Raw genomic sequence first — 17,341 nt, 5'->3', positions numbered from 1 at the left:
ATCCTTTTTTGGTCATTTTTAACGTTTGATGCAGAACAGCTTTTTCACAGCTTTCGTTTGCATATAAAAAAACCATCCCAAAAATGCAGAGATGGTCAAATTCAAATCTTTTTTAGTTCTTTGTAGTTAACGATTACTACACCCTTACTTTGCGTCATCAAGTTCGCATTTTCTGCAGTTTCATCAATCTCAACAACAGCGGAATTTTTCAATTGCTTTGAAATCGTTCCAGTTTGCGACTTGCCGTGAATTGTGAACATTACGTGAGTATTGATCTTGAATTTTTCACCAATTTCCGATGGTACGATAGTTGTATCAAATTTTCCAAAAGTTGCCATTTTCATAAAACCTGCCTTTCACATCAATTATACCACGTTTTATGAAAAATATCATGAAATTAAACTAATTTTCCATCGGACTCTTTACAATCAGCCAAATAGAGTATATAATTTCTTTTGGATAAGGCCAGCTTAGCTCAGTTGGTAGAGCAACGCACTCGTAACGCGTAGGTCGTAGGTTCGATCCCTATAGCTGGCATAAAGCAAAAGACAGATACCCTGGTTGGGTATCTGTCTTTTTTCTTTATGTCTGTGTGATTTAAAAACCACTAAAAATGGCGTATACTTTGTTTATAGAATGTAGTGGGGAGAAATATATTTCTGGGAGGAAATCGTGATGTCTAAAAGTGAAGAAATAGAAAACATGGTACTAAAATTATATGATCTCGTTTTAAATCCAGAGATCAATGAAAAGGAACGTATACTTCTGATAGAAGCAAAAACAGGCTTAGAAAAAGGTCAGTATTATCCTAAAGTCATGAATAATTTGGAACGTAGTTTACGTCCGTTAGCAATCAAGGGAGAATTGTCTAAACCAGTCTCACCGTTTTATATGGAGATATCAACAATAGGAAAATTTGAAAAAGAATTAGGTCGAGGAATGGCTTCGGCACCGATTACTTTTGGGCATTTATAAAAAGATTTGTATCAATCAAAAGTTTTCTACTAATTTAATTGTAGTTTTTTCAAATAACGCTAGGTTCAAATGATTCTATTCATTCCCAAAGTTAAATGGATTTATCTAACTTTGGGGAATTTTTTGCTACAAATTTTCATAAACTGGCAGATGTTCTAAGTAAGCAAGTATTTTTTCAAAGTCGGAAAAATCTATGATCAACGTAGTGGTATTGATATTTGGATGAAAGCCTACGGTATCTTGACGATCAATAGCAGCATCGATCACGACTTGGATTTGTTTCTCTTTGTCGTGCATCAATGCTAATGGAGTTACTGTACCTGCTGGAACGCCTAGGAGGTCAGGAAGCTGTTCTTCAGAAACAAAAGATAAGCGCTTTTCTTTTAATTGTTCAGCTAGTTCTTTTAAATCGGCATGCTTTTCATCAGGCAAGATGACAAGATAGATTTGTTTTCCTTTTCTTGATTTCAATAATAGATTTTTTACTTGCGGACCAGGTAGGGAAAAAGGGACATTTTTGACTGACGTAATCGCAGGATGATCGACTTTTTGAAAAGAGATATCCAGTTTTTTTAGTAGTTCATAAGCTTCTTGTTCGGTTGCACGACTCATCGCGCATCACCCTCCTTTTTTTATTAGTGTATCATAAAAAGAGTTGACAAATGAAAAATAATCATGTAAATTACACGTAAAGTTAAAATAAATGACATCGAAAAGAAGAGTAGCCGTTAGGTGTTTTTAGAGAGTCTCTGGTTGGTGGAAAGAGGCAGCAGTTAACCGTGAAACACATCTTGGAGTCGATTTTCTGAAGCGTATAGTAGGAAAATCCGGGGAGCCCGTTACAGCTGCGGTCGTTGCTAGATGACCAGATAAGGCTGGCTTTTCCGTGAGGAGCCGGTAAAAAAAGGTGGAACCACGTGATTAACGTCCTTTGATCTTCGGATCAAAGGACTTTTTGTTTTCATCTGAACGGCAACGACTGTGTGAGGTTTTTTCTGCAAGGAAAAAATAAACAGAGGTGGAACCACGTATAATACGTCCTCTTGGCATTTGCCAAGAGGATTTTTTTATTTTAAAGGAGGAAAAGAAGATGGAGTATTTGATTGAAGTTATGCCGCAATTATTAGTAGGAGCACTCACAACATTGAAATTATTTTTATTTACCTTGATTGGCTCATTACCATTAGGGATTGTTTTAGCATTAGGATTGTCTTTGCATTTTAAGCCGCTACGCTACTTGCTTCAAACATATGTGTGGGTTATGCGGGGAACACCGCTGTTGTTGCAACTGATTTTTATTTTTTATGGGTTGCCGACGATTGGGATCGTTTTTGATCGTTTCGAAGCAGCACTCATTGCCTTTATCTTAAACTATGCAGCTTATTTTGCAGAGATCTTTCGTGGAGGGATACAATCGATTCCTCAAGGTCAATATGAAGCAGCGCAAGTTTTGCAATTAAGTCCCTTTCAAACGGTGACGAAAATCGTCATCCCACAAGTGACAAAGATTGTTTTACCTTCTGTAGGGAATGAAGTTATCAACTTGGTCAAAGATTCTTCCTTGATCTATATATTAGGTTTAGGTGACGTAATGCGTGCTGGGAAAATCGCGATGGAACGCGACGCGACTTTACTGCCTTTGCTAGGCGTGGCAATCATCTATCTTACATTGACTGGTATTCTAACAATCGTAATGAAACAAGTTGAAGGAAAATTAAATTATTACCGCTAACTGATAGGAGGAAGAAATATGATTGAATTGAAGAAAGTGAACAAAGCATTTGGTGAAAAAAAAATAATCAAAGATTTGAATCTAATCATTCCAGATGGGAAAACATTAGCTATCGTAGGGCCTTCCGGTGGCGGTAAAACCACGCTTTTACGTATCTTGGCTGGCTTAGAAAGTTCTGACAGCGGAGAATTTTATTTAGATGGTGTACCGTTCAACCCATTCGAGCTTAAAATGAAAGAACAAGTTGTAGGAGTCGTATTCCAAGACTTCCAGCTATTTCTACATCTGAATATTTTTGAAAACATTACCTTAGCACCAAAAATGGTATTGAAACAGACAAAAGAAGAATACACCAAAAAAGCAGAAGAATTAGCGGCTTCATTAGGGATTAGTGATTTATTGAATAACTATCCTTATCAGCTTTCTGGCGGACAAAAACAGCGGGTAGCGATTGCCAGAGCATTGGCTATGAATCCACGGGTATTGGCTTATGATGAACCAACAAGTGCTTTAGATCCTGAATTACGCCAGCAAGTCGAGCGTTTGATCCTATCATTGAAAGAAGATGGGGTAACCCAAATTATTGTCACCCATGATTTAGTATTTGCAGAAAATGTCGGTGATCAATTACTAAAAGTTTCCCCAATTCATTAAGAAAGGAGAAGATAGAGATGAAAAAAACCAGTTTTCTATTCGCTTTGATCGCAGGTCTTCTTCTTTTTGCAGGCTGTTCGAACAAAAAAACTTCAGCAGATAATTGGGCGACTATCAACGAAGAGAAAAAAATCGTTATAGGTTTAGACGATACATTTGTTCCTATGGGATTTAGAGATAAAGACGGGAAGCTCACAGGATTTGATATTGATTTAGCCAAAGCAGTCTTTGAACAATATGGGATTACGGTAGACTTTCAGCCCATTGACTGGTCAATGAAGGAATTTGAACTGAACAATGGAACGATCGATTTGATATGGAACGGCTATTCCAAAACGCCGGCAAGAGAAAAGAAAGTGCAATTTACAAAACCTTATATGGAAAACGATCAAGTGCTGATCACACCTAAAGAATCAGGAATCACAAACTTTGGACAAATGAATAATAAGAGATTAGGTGCGCAAAATGGGTCATCTGGTTATGATGTATTTACGAAACAACCAGAAGTATTAAAAGAGATAGTCAAAAACCAAGATGCTGTTTTGTATGATAGTTTTAATGAAGCATTGATCGATCTGAAAAGCAGACGGGTCGATGGTCTGCTGATGGATAAAGTATACGCAGACTATTATTTGAAACAAAGAAACGAACTAGAAGACTTCAACATAACAAAAGGTTCTTATGAAAGTGAGGATTTTGCAGTTGGTGCACGAAAGTCAGATAGTACATTAGTGAAAAAAATCAATGAAGCCCTAGATCAACTAGAGAAAACAGGTGAATTCCAAAAAATATCCGATAAATGGTTTGGCGAAGATGTTACGCCGAGAAATTAACAAATAGGGGACTGTGACAAAAGACGTGTCACAGTCCCTTTTTCCGAATAAACAGTGTTCTCCTGCCAACTCCTTGTGACTCGGAGCTGAATGGCAGGCTCACAACCTCTTGGTAAACGGTGTTCAAAAGCCAGTTTCTCGGTATTAAGCCAAATTTATGCAAAAATGTAGAAAGCCATTTTCACAAAATTTTTCTTACTACTCGAAACTAAGCGACTTTTTCACAACCTCTTTCTTAAACGGTGTTCAATCAGCTGACTCTCGGTATTAGCTCAAAAAACGGCAAAATATGAGGAACTATTTTGCCGTTTGTTTCTCTAATACTCAGGTCAAAGTGCTGATTTCACAACCTCTTGGTAAACGGTGTTCAAAAGCTTGCATCTGCGGTAATAAATCCAGCCAAGTAAAAACATAAGAAGCTGTTTTTATTTGGCTGTTCTTATTACTTGATGCAGGGCAGCTTTTTCACAACCTCTTATACACGGTGTTCCAGAAGTAGCTTCTTCGAAAAATAAGCCGAAATTTTACAAAACTTTGAGAAGCAATTTTCGTACATTACTTCTTGTTTCTTGAAGCTGACCACTTCTGTCACAACCTCCTTTACATAATTTTATTTTGTTGTGGAAGGGGTTTCGTGTTATTCTAAAAGAGGAACGATTGAAGGTTATAGGAAAGGAAGAGATGAATGGAACACAAAGAACTTACCTCATTTCCAAAAGATTTTCTGTGGGGCTCTGCTTCTGCAGCGTATCAAGTAGAAGGAGCTTGGCAAGAAGATGGGAAAGGAGAATCAGTCTGGGATCGATTTGTACGGATACCTGGAAAGACATTTAAAGGAACGAACGGTGATTTGGCAGTAGACCACTATCATCGTTATAAAGAAGATATTGCTTTAATGAAAGAACAAGGTCTGAAAGCTTACCGATTCTCTGTAGCTTGGACACGGATTTTTCCTAATGGACGAGGAGAAGTCAATCAAGCTGGGCTCGCTTTTTATGAGAGATTGATCGACGAATTGATTGAAAACGATATCGAACCTATGTTGACTTTATATCATTGGGATCTTCCACAAGCATTGCAAGATGAATATAATGGTTGGGAATCACGTCAGATCATTGAAGATTTCACTCATTATGCAGAAACATTATTTGAGGCATTCCGCGGGAAAGTCCATTACTGGATTAGTTTGAATGAACAAAATATCTTCACTTCATTAGGTTATTTGTTAGCAGCACATCCGCCAGGTGTGACAGACCCGAAACGAATGTATGAAGTTAACCATATTGCTAATTTAGCAAATGCATCTGTCATCAATAAATTTCACGAGTTAGAAATGCCTGGAAAAATCGGACCAAGCTTTGCGTATACGCCAAATTATCCAATTGACAGTAATCCTGAAAATGTTCTGGCTGCTGAAAATGCAGAAGACCTGATGGCCAATTATTGGATGGATGTCTATATGTGGGGAAAATATCCGATTGCTGCCATGAGGTTCTTAGAAGAAAAAGGATGGGCACCAACGATTGAAGCTGGCGATGCAGAATTGCTAGAATCTGCTAAACCAGATTTTCTTGGGATCAATTACTATCAAACGGCGACGAATGCATTCAATCCATTAAACGGAGTTGGTGCAGGAAAAATGAATACGACAGGAAAAAAAGGTTCATCAGAAGAAACTGGAGTTCCTGGAATGTATAAAAAAGTTGAGAATCCATTTGTCGAACGAACAAATTGGGACTGGGAGATTGACCCAGAAGGATTAAGGATCGGACTGCGTCGTATCACAAGCCGTTACCGCATGCCGGTACTGATTACGGAAAATGGCTTAGGAGAGTATGACAAGTTGACAGAAGATAAACAAATCCATGACGACTATCGAATCAATTACTTACAAAGCCACGTCAAAGCCATCAAAGAAGCAATTTCGGATGGAGCAGAAGTCCTAGGCTATTGCACCTGGTCTTATACAGATTTGCTTAGCTGGCTGAACGGTTATCAAAAGCGATATGGATTTGTATATGTTGATCAAGATGAAACACAAGAAGGATCTTTGGAACGATATAAGAAAGACAGTTATTACTGGTACCAAAAACTGATTGAAGAAAATGGAGAGAACCTTTAGTTCACATACTTAAAACAAGAAGGTACGGCTGGATATGGCCGTGCCTTTTCTTGATAAAATCATTTAGAAATTAAGAAAAACTGTAAAATAAGCTGAAAAATGAAAGAAAGCGTCAGTTCTTTCAAACAAAACTTTAGTTCCCTTACTTTTTTTTGTATAATGAAACTTGATGAAATGAGGGATAATAAATGGCACAAAAGAAACGGCCTACTAAAAAAAGGAAAAAGTCGAAAAAAACGAAAAAGCAAAAACAGCAGCAGGAACAAATGCTGACGATTGGTGTTGGGTTTGCCTTGATTTTATTTGCTGTCTTCGGCTTTTTAAAATTAGGTTTTTTAGGAATATTGATTGCAAACGGCTTTCGGATCATTGCAGGAAATACTTACCAAATCCTCTGTCTTTTATTAGCCGTATTAGGATTTTGGATTGTCATTAAGAATACAGAGTTTTCAATTGGTAAAAACCGACGCTGGTTTGGCGGCATACTCTTTTATTTCGGTATCTTATTATTGTTACATGCCCATTTATTTGGCAAACTCCATACTGGGGAACCAAATATCATGGGGACGACATGGGATTTGTTAGCCAGTGATATAAAACAAAGTCAAGTAGACAATAACGTTGGTGGTGGGATGATTGGAGCAATCCTTTATCATTTTACTTACTTCTTGATTGCACAGCCTGGAAGTTATTTAGCAGCAGTGCTATTACTGGCAGGAGGAGCATTCCTGTTCAGTAATCTGGAAGGCTATCAGCTGTTAAATGGTATCCAATCAATTGGAGAACGAGTACAGGAATTATTGGAAGGTGATCCTGCCAAGCAAGCTCGAAAGCAAGCGGCAAAGGAAGAGAGAATGAAACAGCGCGCAGAAGTGAAAGAAGCAAGGCGCTTAGCTGCAAAAGAAGCTGCAGAAAAAGAAGCTGCAGAATATGAGAAGAAAAAAGCGGTGAGCCAGCAAAGGGAAAATACTGCTGATGAATGGCAGGAACCAGAAAATACAGAGCCGGAGCAGCTAAGTTTTGTTCCAATCGACAGTTTTCAAGAAAATATCCATCCTGCGAATCTAGAGAAACCAGTACCAGATACACCAAAACAGACCAATACAGCAGAAGGTTTTTCAGATGAGTTGCCAGAGGATGACGGTACCTCATTAGAATTTGAGATTGAAGCAGAACAGGAAAACCAAGACTATGAATTACCGACAGTTGATTTGCTTGATTCTATACCAACTGTGGATCAAAGTGATGAGTATAAAAAAATTGAAAAAAATATCGGCGTATTAGAACAAACTTTCCAAAGTTTCGGTGTCGATGCCAAGGTCGTCAAAGCCAGCTTAGGACCATCCGTCACAAAATTCGAAGTCCAGCCGGCTGTAGGGGTAAAAGTAAGTAAAATTGTGAACTTAACAGATGATATCGCGCTTGCTTTAGCGGCGAAAGATGTCCGGATGGAAGCACCGATTCCAGGTAAATCACTGATTGGTATTGAAGTACCAAATGGAAAGATCAGTATGGTTTCCTTTAGAGAAATCATCGAAGCACAACCAAACCACCCAGATAAATTACTAGAAGTACCTTTAGGACGTGATGTTTCTGGACGGGTACAAACGGCTGATCTTTCGAAGATGCCTCACTTACTCGTGGCTGGTTCGACTGGTAGTGGGAAATCAGTAGCAATTAATGGGATCATCACAAGTATATTAATGCGTGCTAAGCCCCATGAAGTAAAACTGATGATGATCGATCCGAAAATGGTTGAATTGAATATGTACAACGGCATACCTCATCTGTTGACGCCGGTCGTGACGAACCCTAGAAAAGCAGCGCAAGCCTTACAAAAAGTAGTACAAGAAATGGAAGAACGATATGAAAAATTCGCGGCAACCGGAGTAAGAAATATTTCTGGTTACAATGAATTTGTTCAACAGAAAAACTTGGAAAACGGAACGAAACATCCAACCTTACCATTCATCGTAGTGATCGTAGATGAATTAGCTGATTTGATGATGGTAGCCAGCAATGAAGTTGAAGATGCGATTATTCGTTTAGCGCAAATGGCTCGGGCAGCGGGGATTCATATGATCCTAGCTACTCAACGTCCAAGTGTGGATGTTATCACAGGAATCATCAAAGCAAATGTACCTTCCAGAATGGCATTTGCGGTATCAAGCGGTACAGATTCTCGGACGATCATTGATTCTAATGGGGCAGAAAAGCTCTTAGGGCGAGGAGATATGCTATTCTTGCCAATGGGTGAGAATAAACCGATCCGTGTGCAAGGAGCATTCATTTCTGACCACGAAGTAGAACGGGTCGTTCAATTTGTTACAGATCAGCAAGAAGCTCATTATGAAGAGAAAATGATGCCGACAGATGAAGTTGAAACGACAGGTGCTCCAGAACAGCCACAAGATGAGCTGTTTGAAGAAGCAAAAGCACTTGTCGTTGAAATGCAAACGGCAAGTATTTCCCTTCTCCAAAGAAGATTTCGGATCGGTTACAACCGAGCAGCACGTTTAGTAGATGAACTGGAAGCTCATGGAGTTGTTGGCCCGTCAGAAGGAAGCAAGCCTCGGAAAGTATTCATTGAGCAGGAAGAAACATCAGAAACGTTGCCGGACGATAATGACATGTAAAACTTGTGTGATGAAGGGTTGAAAAACGAATAACCAATAAAAAGACAAGGCATGATGATACCAAAAGAAAAAATGGTTTTTTTCCATCTTTTCTAATACGGTATGATGTCTTGTCTTTTTAGTTTTTGTGAGATTAAAGTTCTATTCGATTTATTTGTGAAGTATTGCATTAAGGAAATGAATCATGTATAGTATGTAGCGAAACTTTGAGAAAAAGAGGGAAAATACTTTGGAAAAACAGTCCATTTATGGCTTGACGAATGAAGAATTAATCAATTGGTTTATAGAAAACGGCGAGAAAAAATTCCGAGCTGCCCAAGTTTGGGAATGGTTGTATCAAAAACGTGTAAGTAATTTCACAGAAATGACGAATCTATCGAAACAATTGATCGAAAAATTATCGGAGCATTTTATCATCAATCCTCTAAAACAGATGGTCGTCCAAGAAGCTTCGGACGGTACAGTAAAATATTTGTTTGAACTCCCTGATAAAAACATGATTGAGACTGTACTGATGAGACAAGAATATGGCTTGTCAGTTTGTGTGACGACACAAGTAGGATGTAATATCGGCTGTACATTTTGTGCAAGCGGGCTGCTCAAAAAGAACCGTGATCTGACTGCTGGAGAAATTGTTGCGCAGATCATGATGGTCCAACATTATTTTGATGAGCGCAATCTTGGCGAACGCGTTTCACATGTCGTTGTAATGGGGATCGGTGAGCCATTTGATAATTACGACAATGTAATGGACTTTTTGCATATCATCAATGATGCCAAAGGATTGGCAATTGGTGCTCGGCACATTACAGTTTCCACTAGTGGATTAGCACACAAAATCAAGGAATTCGCTAATAACGGCTTGCAAGTCAATCTGGCTATTTCCTTGCACGCGCCGAATAATGAGGTGCGAACATCGATCATGCGGATCAACCGAAGTTTCCCAATTGAGAAATTGATGGAAGCTGTGGATGAGTATTTAGAGAAAACAAACCGTCGAATCACGTTTGAATATATCATGTTGAATCAAGTAAATGATAGACCAGAGCATGCGCAACAATTAGCAGATCTATTAAAAGATAAGAAAAAATTAGCATATGTCAACTTGATTCCATATAATCCAGTCAGTGAACATGATCAATATTCTCGCAGTCCAAAAGCTGATGTATTGAGATTTTATGATGTATTGAAGAAAAACGGCGTAAACTGTGTGATACGTAAAGAACATGGTACAGATATTGATGCAGCTTGCGGACAATTGCGAAGCAAGCAAATGAAAAAAACAGTTGCCAAATAATCGTAGCCTACTCGTTTTTTCAATTACCATAAAAGGAGCAGTTTTCTTAATTAAGGAACTGTTCAACTTAAATAAGAGAAAAGATTCTATAGCGAAAGCTATAAAGATTTTTTTGACAAGAAAAACCCTCATCAAGCAAAGAAATGTCCTCAATTTGATGACAGCCTGCTTGATGGGGTTTTAGCAATTATTTAACTGATTTTCTTATATCCTTGCTGGCTTTCTTGTGTAGCATGATAAGTTTCTACGTCAAGAATGGCCTGTTTAAATTTTTCTCGGGTGATTTCATAAGGCACATGTTTAATATCATTTGTTGCCATGGCTTTATCTAAGATTGCTTCTAAATCGGTCGTGACATTGAGATTCATGTCGGTTAACGATACTGGAAGTTGGTTCTTTTTCATAAACACATAGATTTTATCAAACAAATCGAACTGCTGATCCATCATCAATAAGGTCAGTACACCATAACTGACAGATGCTCCGTGAAGGTATCCCTCCATTTTTTCTAGAACAGTCGTACCGTAATAGAATGAGTGTGCCATAGCAGAATTATAGTTATTGTTAACTAAAACAGAAACCAATCCGGTAGTAACAATGATATCCGAAACGACTTGTTCAATTGCATATGAGGGACGATCGTCGGCACTATCTTTCAATGCTTGCGTACCATAAGTCAAGAGACGATCAATGCACATTTTTCCGATTTGGATTCCTAATCTATCCGTGTAGCCTAGATCATCGCCACGAGCAGAAAAAGTAGATTCGACTTCTTTGGATAAAGCATCGCCAATACCTGCCCATAAGTATTTATCAGGTGCTTCGGCAATAATTGCTGTATCAATGAAGGTGTGTACAGGTGGTTTTGAAGGAAAGAAGAGTCCGTCCATTACGCCTTCTTCGTTATAGATGACACATACCGCAGTGACGGGCGAACAGTTCGAACCAATAGTGGGAAAGGTGAAGACTGGTTTAGCTAGTTTTTCACCAATGACTTTTACAGTATCGCAAGCACGGCCACCACCGACTGCAAACAGGACGTCTGCTTTTTGGACACTTTCATGCTGGATCAACTGTTCAATATTTCCATAAGTTGAATTACCCCCGTACCAGAGACTGGCGACAACCTCTATTTCCTGTGACAAAGCTACTTTTATTTTGTTTTCTGCCTTTGAAAGTGCAGTCTTCCCTCCAATCAGCACTACTTTTGTCCCATATTCTTTGACGATTCCATTTGCTTTTTCATACGCATCTGTTCCAATGGTATAATTTGGTAAGAAAACACTTTGACTCATATTCATTTCCTTCTTTCTTCGTTGAAACGGGTTAAAATTTTAAAGAGTGATCGATCTGACTGCGGCTGTAGATGGAGTAGAGGTGCACCTAAGACAGGATAAGTGATGAATAAGGTGGCATGAACACCTTGAAATCATCAATAAGTATCCTAAAAACGAACAAGTACAAAAACATTGAAAACGACAATAATGAATTTTTGTTCCTCTTAGTATTTCTACCGATTCCCTTTGCTTTTTTGTAATTATCTAAAAATTCTAAAAATTAAGATTAATATATGAAACAGGTTTTATTTGTCAATTCATAATTGGTTTTTTTTAAAGCAAAAGATAATCTATATCATGATGAACAAACAGAGTTTTTTCCTCCAATTGATGGCTTTCCTGATCTTTCCTATTTTGAATAAAGTGTTTCTGTATAATTTTTTTATTTTATAAGTAAGATAAATAATGAAAGAATAGAGATACTGATTGGTAGCTAAAGATTTTTGAGCGAGAACATTTCGTTTTTTCAAAAGGACTGTTAGAATAAGCAAGAACAAGGGGGAAGACGTATGATAATCAGTGAATTTGACCGTAATAATCCAGTATTGAAAGATCAGCTTTCTGATTTACTGAGACTGACTTGGCCGGAAGAATATGGAGACAGCTCGGCAGAAGAAGTAGAAGAAATGATGAATCCAGAACGAATCGCGGTAGCAGCGGTAGACCAAGATGAGTTAGTAGGATTTATTGGTGCAATCCCTCAATACGGTATCACAGGTTGGGAATTGCATCCATTAGTTGTAGAAAGCTCCCGACGAAAGAACCAAATAGGTACTCGATTAGTCAATTACTTAGAAAAAGAAGTAGCTTCCAGAGGAGGAATCACGATTTATTTAGGTACGGATGATTTAGACCATGGAACAACGTTAAGTCAAACGGACCTGTATGAGCATACATTTGATAAAGTGGCTTCCATCCAGAACCTTCGTGAACATCCGTATGAATTCTATGAAAAATTAGGTTATAAAATCGTAGGTGTCTTACCAAATGCAAATGGCTGGGACAAACCGGATATTTGGATGGCAAAAACGATTATTCCTCGACCAGATTCTCAATAATAAAAAGAGGTTGTGACAGAAGTAATCAGCTTCAAGAAATAAGAAGGAATTTACGAAAATTACTTCTTGAATTTTTGTGAAATTCCTTCTTATTTCCGAAGAAGCTACTTTTGGAACACCGTGTACCAGAGGTTGTGAAAAAGTCGCTTAGTTTCGAGTAGTAAGAAAAATTTTGTGAAAATGGCTTTCTACATTTTTGCATAAATTTGGCTTAATACCGAGAAACTGGCTTTTGAACACCGTTTATTCAGATATGGGACTGTGACAAGACTTTTGTCACAGTTTCTTTTTATTTATTCTTTTTTATCTTTGTATGGCAATAATAGACAATATAACGAAAATTATTTAATGGCTTTTGGAAGACCATGGAAAACCTTGTACAAAGCTATTTTTTCTGAAAAATTCCTTGAAACCTCACGAAAAAATCATTATTTTATTAAAAAGACAAAAAAAAGTGTTGATTTTTTAATAATTATTCATTAAACTCTTAAACAACTTCAGAAAATATTAATTATTCTGAAAATTCCAATAAAGGGGTACGTAAAATGAAAAAGAAATTTACATTTGGTTTGGTTGCGGTATGCGGCCTTGTACTTGCTGGATGTTATGGCGGCAGTTCAGCCACAAGCAACAGTAGTTCAGCAAAAAGCGGTTCAGCAGATGGAGGAGGCGTATTTAACTTAGTCGTGCCTCAAGAAATGCCTACAGCTGACTTATCAGTTGCAACAGATACAATCAGTTTTACAGCATTGAATAACGTTTATGAAGGAATTTACCGTCTTGATGAAGACAGCAAACCACAGCCGGCAGGAGCTAGCGAGTTGGCAGAAGTCAGTGAAGACGGATTAACTTACAAAATCAAATTACGAGAAGACGCAAAATGGTCAAATGGTGATCCTGTTACAGCAGCGGATTACGTTTATGGCTGGCAACGAACAGTAGACCCAGCTACAGCTTCTGAATATGCTTACCTGTATGCGCCAGTTGAAAATGCAGAAGACATCACAGCTGGAAAGAAAGATAAATCAGAACTAGGGATCAAAGCAGTTGGCGACTATGAATTAGAAATCAAATTGACGAAACAAACACCATATTTCCAATATCTGCTTGCTTTCCCATCATTTTTCCCACAAAAACAATCCGTAGTGGAAGAAAATGGGGATGCCTATGCATCTGCAAGTGATAAAGCTGTTTATAATGGACCATTCACATTAGAAGATTTTGATGGACCAGGAACAGATACAGAATGGACTTATAAGAAAAATGACCATTACTGGGACAAAGATACAGTAAAACTTTCTGAAATCAAAGTCAGTGTAGTAAAAGAATCTTCTACTGCATTGAACTTATTCAAAGATGGCCAAGCAGATGACGTGATCTTGTCTGGTGAGTTAGCACAGCAAAACGCAAACGATCCAGCTTATACTTCTGTTAAAGAAGCGCGGACAAGCTATATCGAATTCAATCAACGTGAAAAGAATTCACCATTCAACAATGTGAACCTAAGAAAAGCTATTTCTTATTCTATCGATCGTGAAGCTTTAGTAAAACAAGTACTAGGTGACGGATCAGTTGTCTCTACAGGATTGATCCCATCAGATATGGTAAAAAGTCCAACAACGAACGAAGACTTTGCAAAAGAAGCTGGAAAATTAGTTTCTTATGACAAAGATAAAGCAAAAGAATATTGGGAAAAAGCGAAAAAAGAATTGGGCGTTGATTCTTTAGAATTTGATTTGATGGCTTCTGATGATGATTCATCGAAAAAAGTAATCGAATATGTTCAAAACTCAATCCAAGAAAACTTGGATGGCGTAACAGTCAAACCAACACCTGTTCCATTCTCTGTACGTCTTGACCGCTCAACTTCGGGTGATTTTGACGCAGTACTAGGCGGATGGGCTGCTGACTATGCAGACCCAAGCAGCTTTACTGATTTGTTTGTCACAGGTAATTCATACAACCGTGGTCGCTGGAGCAATGCAGAATATGACGAAGCAGTTAAAGCAGCTTCATCAACAGACGCTGGCGATGAACAAGCCCGTTGGGATGATTTCCAAAAAGCAATCAAGATCATCTCTGATGATATGGGTGTCGTTCCGGTGTACCAAAAAGCAGAAGGTCACCTAGTGAATGAAAAAATCAAAGGTATCGTTCACCATGCGGCAGGCGCTTCATGGGATTACAAATGGACATACGTTGAAGAATAATCGTTAATACCGTGAGCATGAGAAAAAACGAGGCTGCGGCAAATGTCGCAACCTCGTTCTCATATTCACTTATCCTAACAAAGAAAAAAGCATGAAAATAGCAGAAAGAGCAATTAGTATTCCGGCAATGATCAGCCAAAAGCTGTACATACCGTAGCTGGCAGACGAGAGCGAGGAAAATTCTGGTTTTTTCTTTCGGTTCCTTGTTCGTGCAAGATGGACCGATCGCTGAAAATGATCGAAGAAACCCGAAGAAAAGACCCATAAAAAACCGCCGATAATCAGAAACGGCAATGACCATAAGAATAGATCATTAGATAATTGAATGAGTGTAAAGGAATGGTTGATAAGATTTTTTATTAAAATAACCAGAATCAGTAGAAAAGCTACTGCGTAGGGGATAGATTTTTTTTTCATTTGATTGCTCCTTTATTTTTGGTTCATTATCTAATAATGTAGCGAAACATCTGTCAGAAGTCAAAAGCTAGGGGGAAACATTAGTGAATAGTTATATCAAATATGTATTAAAACGTGTCTTTTTCATGATCATCACGCTTTGGTTAATTGCAACAATCACCTTTTTCTTGATGCAATTGCTGCCGGGCACGCCATATACGAATCAGGAACGTTTGAGTCCTGAAACAATCGAGATGCTAAATAAACAAGTCGGTTTGGATAAACCAGTTATCGTACAATATGGGATTTATCTTTCTAATTTGCTTCAAGGAGATTTTGGAATTTCCTTCCAATTTAAAAACCAGCCAGTCGCACATTTGTTAGCTGGAAGAATCGGACCATCCTTGCAATTAGGGTTACAGGCAATTATCTTTGGAACAGTCCTAGGAACGATTTTAGGAACGATCTCTGCCATGAAGCAAAATACATGGGCAGATACATCTTCTACACTCGTAGCGATATTAGGTCGTTCCATTCCAAACTTTGTATTTGCTGTTTTATTACAATATATCTTTGCAATCAAATTACAAGTTTTGCCAATCGCAAAATGGGATGGCTTTGTGTACACAATCTTACCAACAATTGCGTTGGCCATGTCGCCGCTTGCTGACTCTGCTCGGTTTATCCGTACGGAAATGGTGGAAGTACTGCATAGTGATTATGTGGAATTAGCAAAAGCAAAAGGATTGAGCCGTTGGGAAATCGCCTTTAAACATGGTCTTCGAAATAGTTTGATTCCATTGATGACTTTATTAGGACCGTTAGCTGTAGCATTGATGACCGGATCACTGGTGGTAGAAAATATCTTTGCTATTCCTGGTATCGGGGAACAATTCGTTAAGTCAATCACAACAAATGATTATCCTACGATCATGGCTGTAACGATCCTTTACTCATTTATGCTGATTTTTGTTATTTTGATCGTGGATCTATTGTACGGTCTAGTTGATCCAAGAATTCGTGTTTCAGAAGGGAGCCGAGGATAAATGGAAATGATACCAAAGCGTTATGAAACAGTCGCAGATATCCCTGCGGATGAATTTCTTCCATTACAAAAAAATACCGAAGAAGAACGTGAACAGATTACTGCACCTTCTTTGAATTTTATCCAAGATTCATGGCGCCGTTTAAAGAAAAACAAAGCTGCCGTTATTTCAATGGTTTTACTATTGGTCATCATTTTGATCTCTGTGATCACAATCTTTGTTTCTCCTCATGATCCAACTGCCCAAAACGTGGCTTATATCAATTTGCCTCCTCGTATTCCGGGAATCAATATCGATGGATTGAATGGAAAAGCAATGGTTGGTGGTGAACTTGTTGATAAATATGCTCAAGCAAACGTCCCTTCAAACGTAAATTTCTTTTTAGGAACAGACGGTTTGGGACGTGATGTATTAAGCCGCTTATTTATGGGAACGAGAATCTCGTTGCTGATCGCATTTATTGCTGCATTACTAGATGTAACGATTGGTGTAGCTTACGGGTTGGTTTCTGGTTTGTTAGGCGGACGTGTCGATAACGTGATGCAACGTTTTTTGGAAATCTTGTCAGGAATTCCAAACCTCGTTGTCATGATTTTGATGTTGGTCGTTTTTGAACCAGGAATTTTTTCAATCGTGGCTGCTATGGCCATCACAAACTGGATACCAATGGCACGTATCGTTCGTGCACAAACAATGAAATTAAAAGATCAAGAATATGTTTTAGCTGGATTGACATTAGGTGAATCAAGAATGAAAATTGCATTCAAACATATTTTGCCGAATATCTCTAGTGTCATTATTATTCAAATGATGTTTAGTATTCCATCTGCTATTTTCTTCGAAGCCTTTTTAAGCTTTATCGGTTTAGGTCTTACGCCTCCGTCAGCTTCATTAGGAACGATGTTGAGCGAAGGGTACAAGACATTCCTGTATCTGCCTTATCTGTTATGGATTCCGGCAGTAACTTTATCGGTTATCATGATTGGCTTTAACTTACTTGCTGATGGATTGCGTGATGCCTTTGATCCTAAAATGAAAGAGTGAA

16 protein-coding genes, 1 tRNA gene, 1 pseudogene and 1 other annotated feature are annotated in these 17,341 nt (G+C 38.3%); of the genes and pseudogenes, 13 read left to right on the top strand and 5 right to left on the bottom strand.

What is annotated here, in order from left to right:
- Window positions 1–101: 101 nt before the first annotated feature.
- Window positions 102–344 (bottom strand): hypothetical protein, encoded by a 243-nt coding sequence (locus IGL15_RS11390; RefSeq protein WP_002294094.1) that lies wholly within the window; start codon window positions 342–344, stop codon window positions 102–104.
- Between the two features lie 120 nt (window positions 345–464).
- Here IGL15_RS11390 and IGL15_RS11385 point away from each other — a divergent pair.
- Window positions 465–537: transfer RNA gene (locus IGL15_RS11385), tRNA-Thr, on the top strand.
- A 138-nt stretch (window positions 538–675) separates the two neighbouring features.
- Window positions 676–975, top strand: coding sequence for a bacteriocin immunity protein (locus IGL15_RS11380; RefSeq protein WP_002291543.1), 300 nt, complete (start codon window positions 676–678; stop codon window positions 973–975).
- A gap of 126 nt (window positions 976–1,101) precedes the next feature.
- On the opposite strand, the gene IGL15_RS11375 is transcribed toward IGL15_RS11380, so the two are convergent.
- Window positions 1,102–1,587: a prolyl-tRNA synthetase associated domain-containing protein gene (locus IGL15_RS11375; RefSeq protein ID WP_010728102.1), complete on the bottom strand. Its 486-nt coding sequence runs from the start codon at window positions 1,585–1,587 to the stop codon at window positions 1,102–1,104.
- A gap of 88 nt (window positions 1,588–1,675) precedes the next feature.
- Window positions 1,676–1,910 (top strand) — a binding site (T-box leader).
- A 155-nt stretch (window positions 1,911–2,065) separates the two neighbouring features.
- Between IGL15_RS11375 and IGL15_RS11370 the strand changes: the two genes are divergently transcribed.
- The 7 genes from IGL15_RS11370 to IGL15_RS11340 all read left to right on the top strand — a co-directional run bounded on the left by IGL15_RS11370 (window position 2,066) and on the right by IGL15_RS11340 (window position 10,433).
- Window positions 2,066–2,707 carry an amino acid ABC transporter permease gene (locus IGL15_RS11370; protein ID WP_002289240.1) on the top strand — a complete coding sequence of 214 codons (642 nt, stop codon included), beginning with the start codon at window positions 2,066–2,068 and terminating at the stop codon, window positions 2,705–2,707.
- A gap of 18 nt (window positions 2,708–2,725) precedes the next feature.
- Entirely contained in the window at window positions 2,726–3,361 is a 636-nt protein-coding gene (locus IGL15_RS11365; protein WP_104765285.1) for an amino acid ABC transporter ATP-binding protein, read from the top strand.
- Between the two features lie 17 nt (window positions 3,362–3,378).
- Window positions 3,379–4,194, top strand: coding sequence for an amino acid ABC transporter substrate-binding protein (locus tag IGL15_RS11360; protein WP_002289242.1), 816 nt, complete (start codon window positions 3,379–3,381; stop codon window positions 4,192–4,194).
- Window positions 4,195–4,879: 685 nt separating this feature from the next.
- On the top strand, window positions 4,880–6,316 hold the full coding sequence (locus IGL15_RS11355) for a glycoside hydrolase family 1 protein (RefSeq protein WP_002289243.1): 1,437 nt from the start codon (window positions 4,880–4,882) through the stop codon (window positions 6,314–6,316).
- A 188-nt stretch (window positions 6,317–6,504) separates the two neighbouring features.
- A complete protein-coding gene (locus tag IGL15_RS11350) occupies window positions 6,505–8,952 on the top strand; it encodes a DNA translocase FtsK (protein ID WP_104765260.1) in 2,448 nt (815 codons plus the stop codon).
- Between the two features lie 229 nt (window positions 8,953–9,181).
- The gene (gene rlmN, locus IGL15_RS11345) at window positions 9,182–10,249 is read left to right on the top strand and encodes a 23S rRNA (adenine(2503)-C(2))-methyltransferase RlmN (RefSeq protein WP_002293986.1); all 1,068 of its coding nucleotides are present in this window, start codon (window positions 9,182–9,184) and stop codon (window positions 10,247–10,249) included.
- Window positions 10,239–10,433 (top strand): hypothetical protein, encoded by a 195-nt coding sequence (locus IGL15_RS11340; RefSeq protein WP_104765261.1) that lies wholly within the window; start codon window positions 10,239–10,241, stop codon window positions 10,431–10,433. Before rlmN ends, IGL15_RS11340 begins: the two co-directional genes overlap by 11 nt.
- A gap of 7 nt (window positions 10,434–10,440) precedes the next feature.
- Here IGL15_RS11340 and IGL15_RS11335 read toward each other — a convergent pair whose 3' ends face one another.
- Window positions 10,441–11,544: an iron-containing alcohol dehydrogenase family protein gene (locus tag IGL15_RS11335; RefSeq protein WP_104765262.1), complete on the bottom strand. Its 1,104-nt coding sequence runs from the start codon at window positions 11,542–11,544 to the stop codon at window positions 10,441–10,443.
- A gap of 551 nt (window positions 11,545–12,095) precedes the next feature.
- Here IGL15_RS11335 and IGL15_RS11330 point away from each other — a divergent pair.
- On the top strand, window positions 12,096–12,644 hold the full coding sequence (locus IGL15_RS11330) for an aminoglycoside 6'-N-acetyltransferase (RefSeq protein ID WP_002293989.1): 549 nt from the start codon (window positions 12,096–12,098) through the stop codon (window positions 12,642–12,644).
- Window positions 12,645–12,936: 292 nt separating this feature from the next.
- On the opposite strand, the pseudogene IGL15_RS11325 reads toward IGL15_RS11330, so the two are convergent.
- Window positions 12,937–13,011, bottom strand: a pseudogene (locus IGL15_RS11325) (ribonuclease P); the annotation flags it as partial.
- 178 nt (window positions 13,012–13,189) lie between these two features.
- On the opposite strand from IGL15_RS11325, the gene IGL15_RS11320 reads away from it, so the two are divergent.
- The gene (locus IGL15_RS11320) at window positions 13,190–14,854 is read left to right on the top strand and encodes a peptide ABC transporter substrate-binding protein (protein ID WP_002299119.1); all 1,665 of its coding nucleotides are present in this window, start codon (window positions 13,190–13,192) and stop codon (window positions 14,852–14,854) included.
- Between the two features lie 69 nt (window positions 14,855–14,923).
- Here the strand turns inward: IGL15_RS11320 and IGL15_RS11315 are convergent, their stop codons facing one another.
- On the bottom strand, window positions 14,924–15,271 hold the full coding sequence (locus tag IGL15_RS11315) for a DUF3899 domain-containing protein (protein WP_002293992.1): 348 nt from the start codon (window positions 15,269–15,271) through the stop codon (window positions 14,924–14,926).
- A gap of 83 nt (window positions 15,272–15,354) precedes the next feature.
- On the opposite strand from IGL15_RS11315, the gene opp3b reads away from it, so the two are divergent.
- Window positions 15,355–16,296 carry an oligopeptide ABC transporter permease gene (gene opp3b / locus IGL15_RS11310; protein WP_002293573.1) on the top strand — a complete coding sequence of 314 codons (942 nt, stop codon included), beginning with the start codon at window positions 15,355–15,357 and terminating at the stop codon, window positions 16,294–16,296.
- A complete protein-coding gene (locus IGL15_RS11305) occupies window positions 16,297–17,340 on the top strand; it encodes an ABC transporter permease (RefSeq protein WP_002293994.1) in 1,044 nt (347 codons plus the stop codon).
- Window position 17,341: the final 1 nt, after the last annotated feature.

It is taken from the genome of Enterococcus sp. DIV0436a (assembly GCF_051711605.1).
Classification (GTDB): domain Bacteria; phylum Bacillota; class Bacilli; order Lactobacillales; family Enterococcaceae; genus Enterococcus_B; species Enterococcus_B faecium.
The sequence above is the reverse complement of the archived record's forward strand: the minus strand, read 5'-3'. Positions and strand labels throughout refer to the sequence as shown.

Bases quoted from the DNA above. Each gene is read 5' to 3' on its own strand.
- IGL15_RS11370 (WP_002289240.1), top strand. From the start codon at position 2,066: ATGGAGTATTTGATTGAAGTTATGCCGCAATTATTAGTAGGAGCACTC.
- IGL15_RS11355 (WP_002289243.1), top strand. From the start codon at position 4,880: ATGGAACACAAAGAACTTACCTCATTTCCAAAAGATTTTCTGTGGGGC.
- IGL15_RS11350 (WP_104765260.1), top strand. From the start codon at position 6,505: ATGGCACAAAAGAAACGGCCTACTAAAAAAAGGAAAAAGTCGAAAAAA.
- IGL15_RS11375 (WP_010728102.1), bottom strand. From the start codon at position 1,587: ATGAGTCGTGCAACCGAACAAGAAGCTTATGAACTACTAAAAAAACTG.
- IGL15_RS11305 (WP_002293994.1), top strand. From the start codon at position 16,297: ATGGAAATGATACCAAAGCGTTATGAAACAGTCGCAGATATCCCTGCG.
- IGL15_RS11330 (WP_002293989.1), top strand. From the start codon at position 12,096: ATGATAATCAGTGAATTTGACCGTAATAATCCAGTATTGAAAGATCAG.
- IGL15_RS11365 (WP_104765285.1), top strand. From the start codon at position 2,726: ATGATTGAATTGAAGAAAGTGAACAAAGCATTTGGTGAAAAAAAAATA.
- IGL15_RS11335 (WP_104765262.1), bottom strand. From the start codon at position 11,544: ATGAGTCAAAGTGTTTTCTTACCAAATTATACCATTGGAACAGATGCG.
- IGL15_RS11315 (WP_002293992.1), bottom strand. From the start codon at position 15,271: ATGAAAAAAAAATCTATCCCCTACGCAGTAGCTTTTCTACTGATTCTG.
- IGL15_RS11380 (WP_002291543.1), top strand. From the start codon at position 676: ATGTCTAAAAGTGAAGAAATAGAAAACATGGTACTAAAATTATATGAT.
- IGL15_RS11360 (WP_002289242.1), top strand. From the start codon at position 3,379: ATGAAAAAAACCAGTTTTCTATTCGCTTTGATCGCAGGTCTTCTTCTT.
- IGL15_RS11320 (WP_002299119.1), top strand. From the start codon at position 13,190: ATGAAAAAGAAATTTACATTTGGTTTGGTTGCGGTATGCGGCCTTGTA.
- IGL15_RS11390 (WP_002294094.1), bottom strand. From the start codon at position 344: ATGAAAATGGCAACTTTTGGAAAATTTGATACAACTATCGTACCATCG.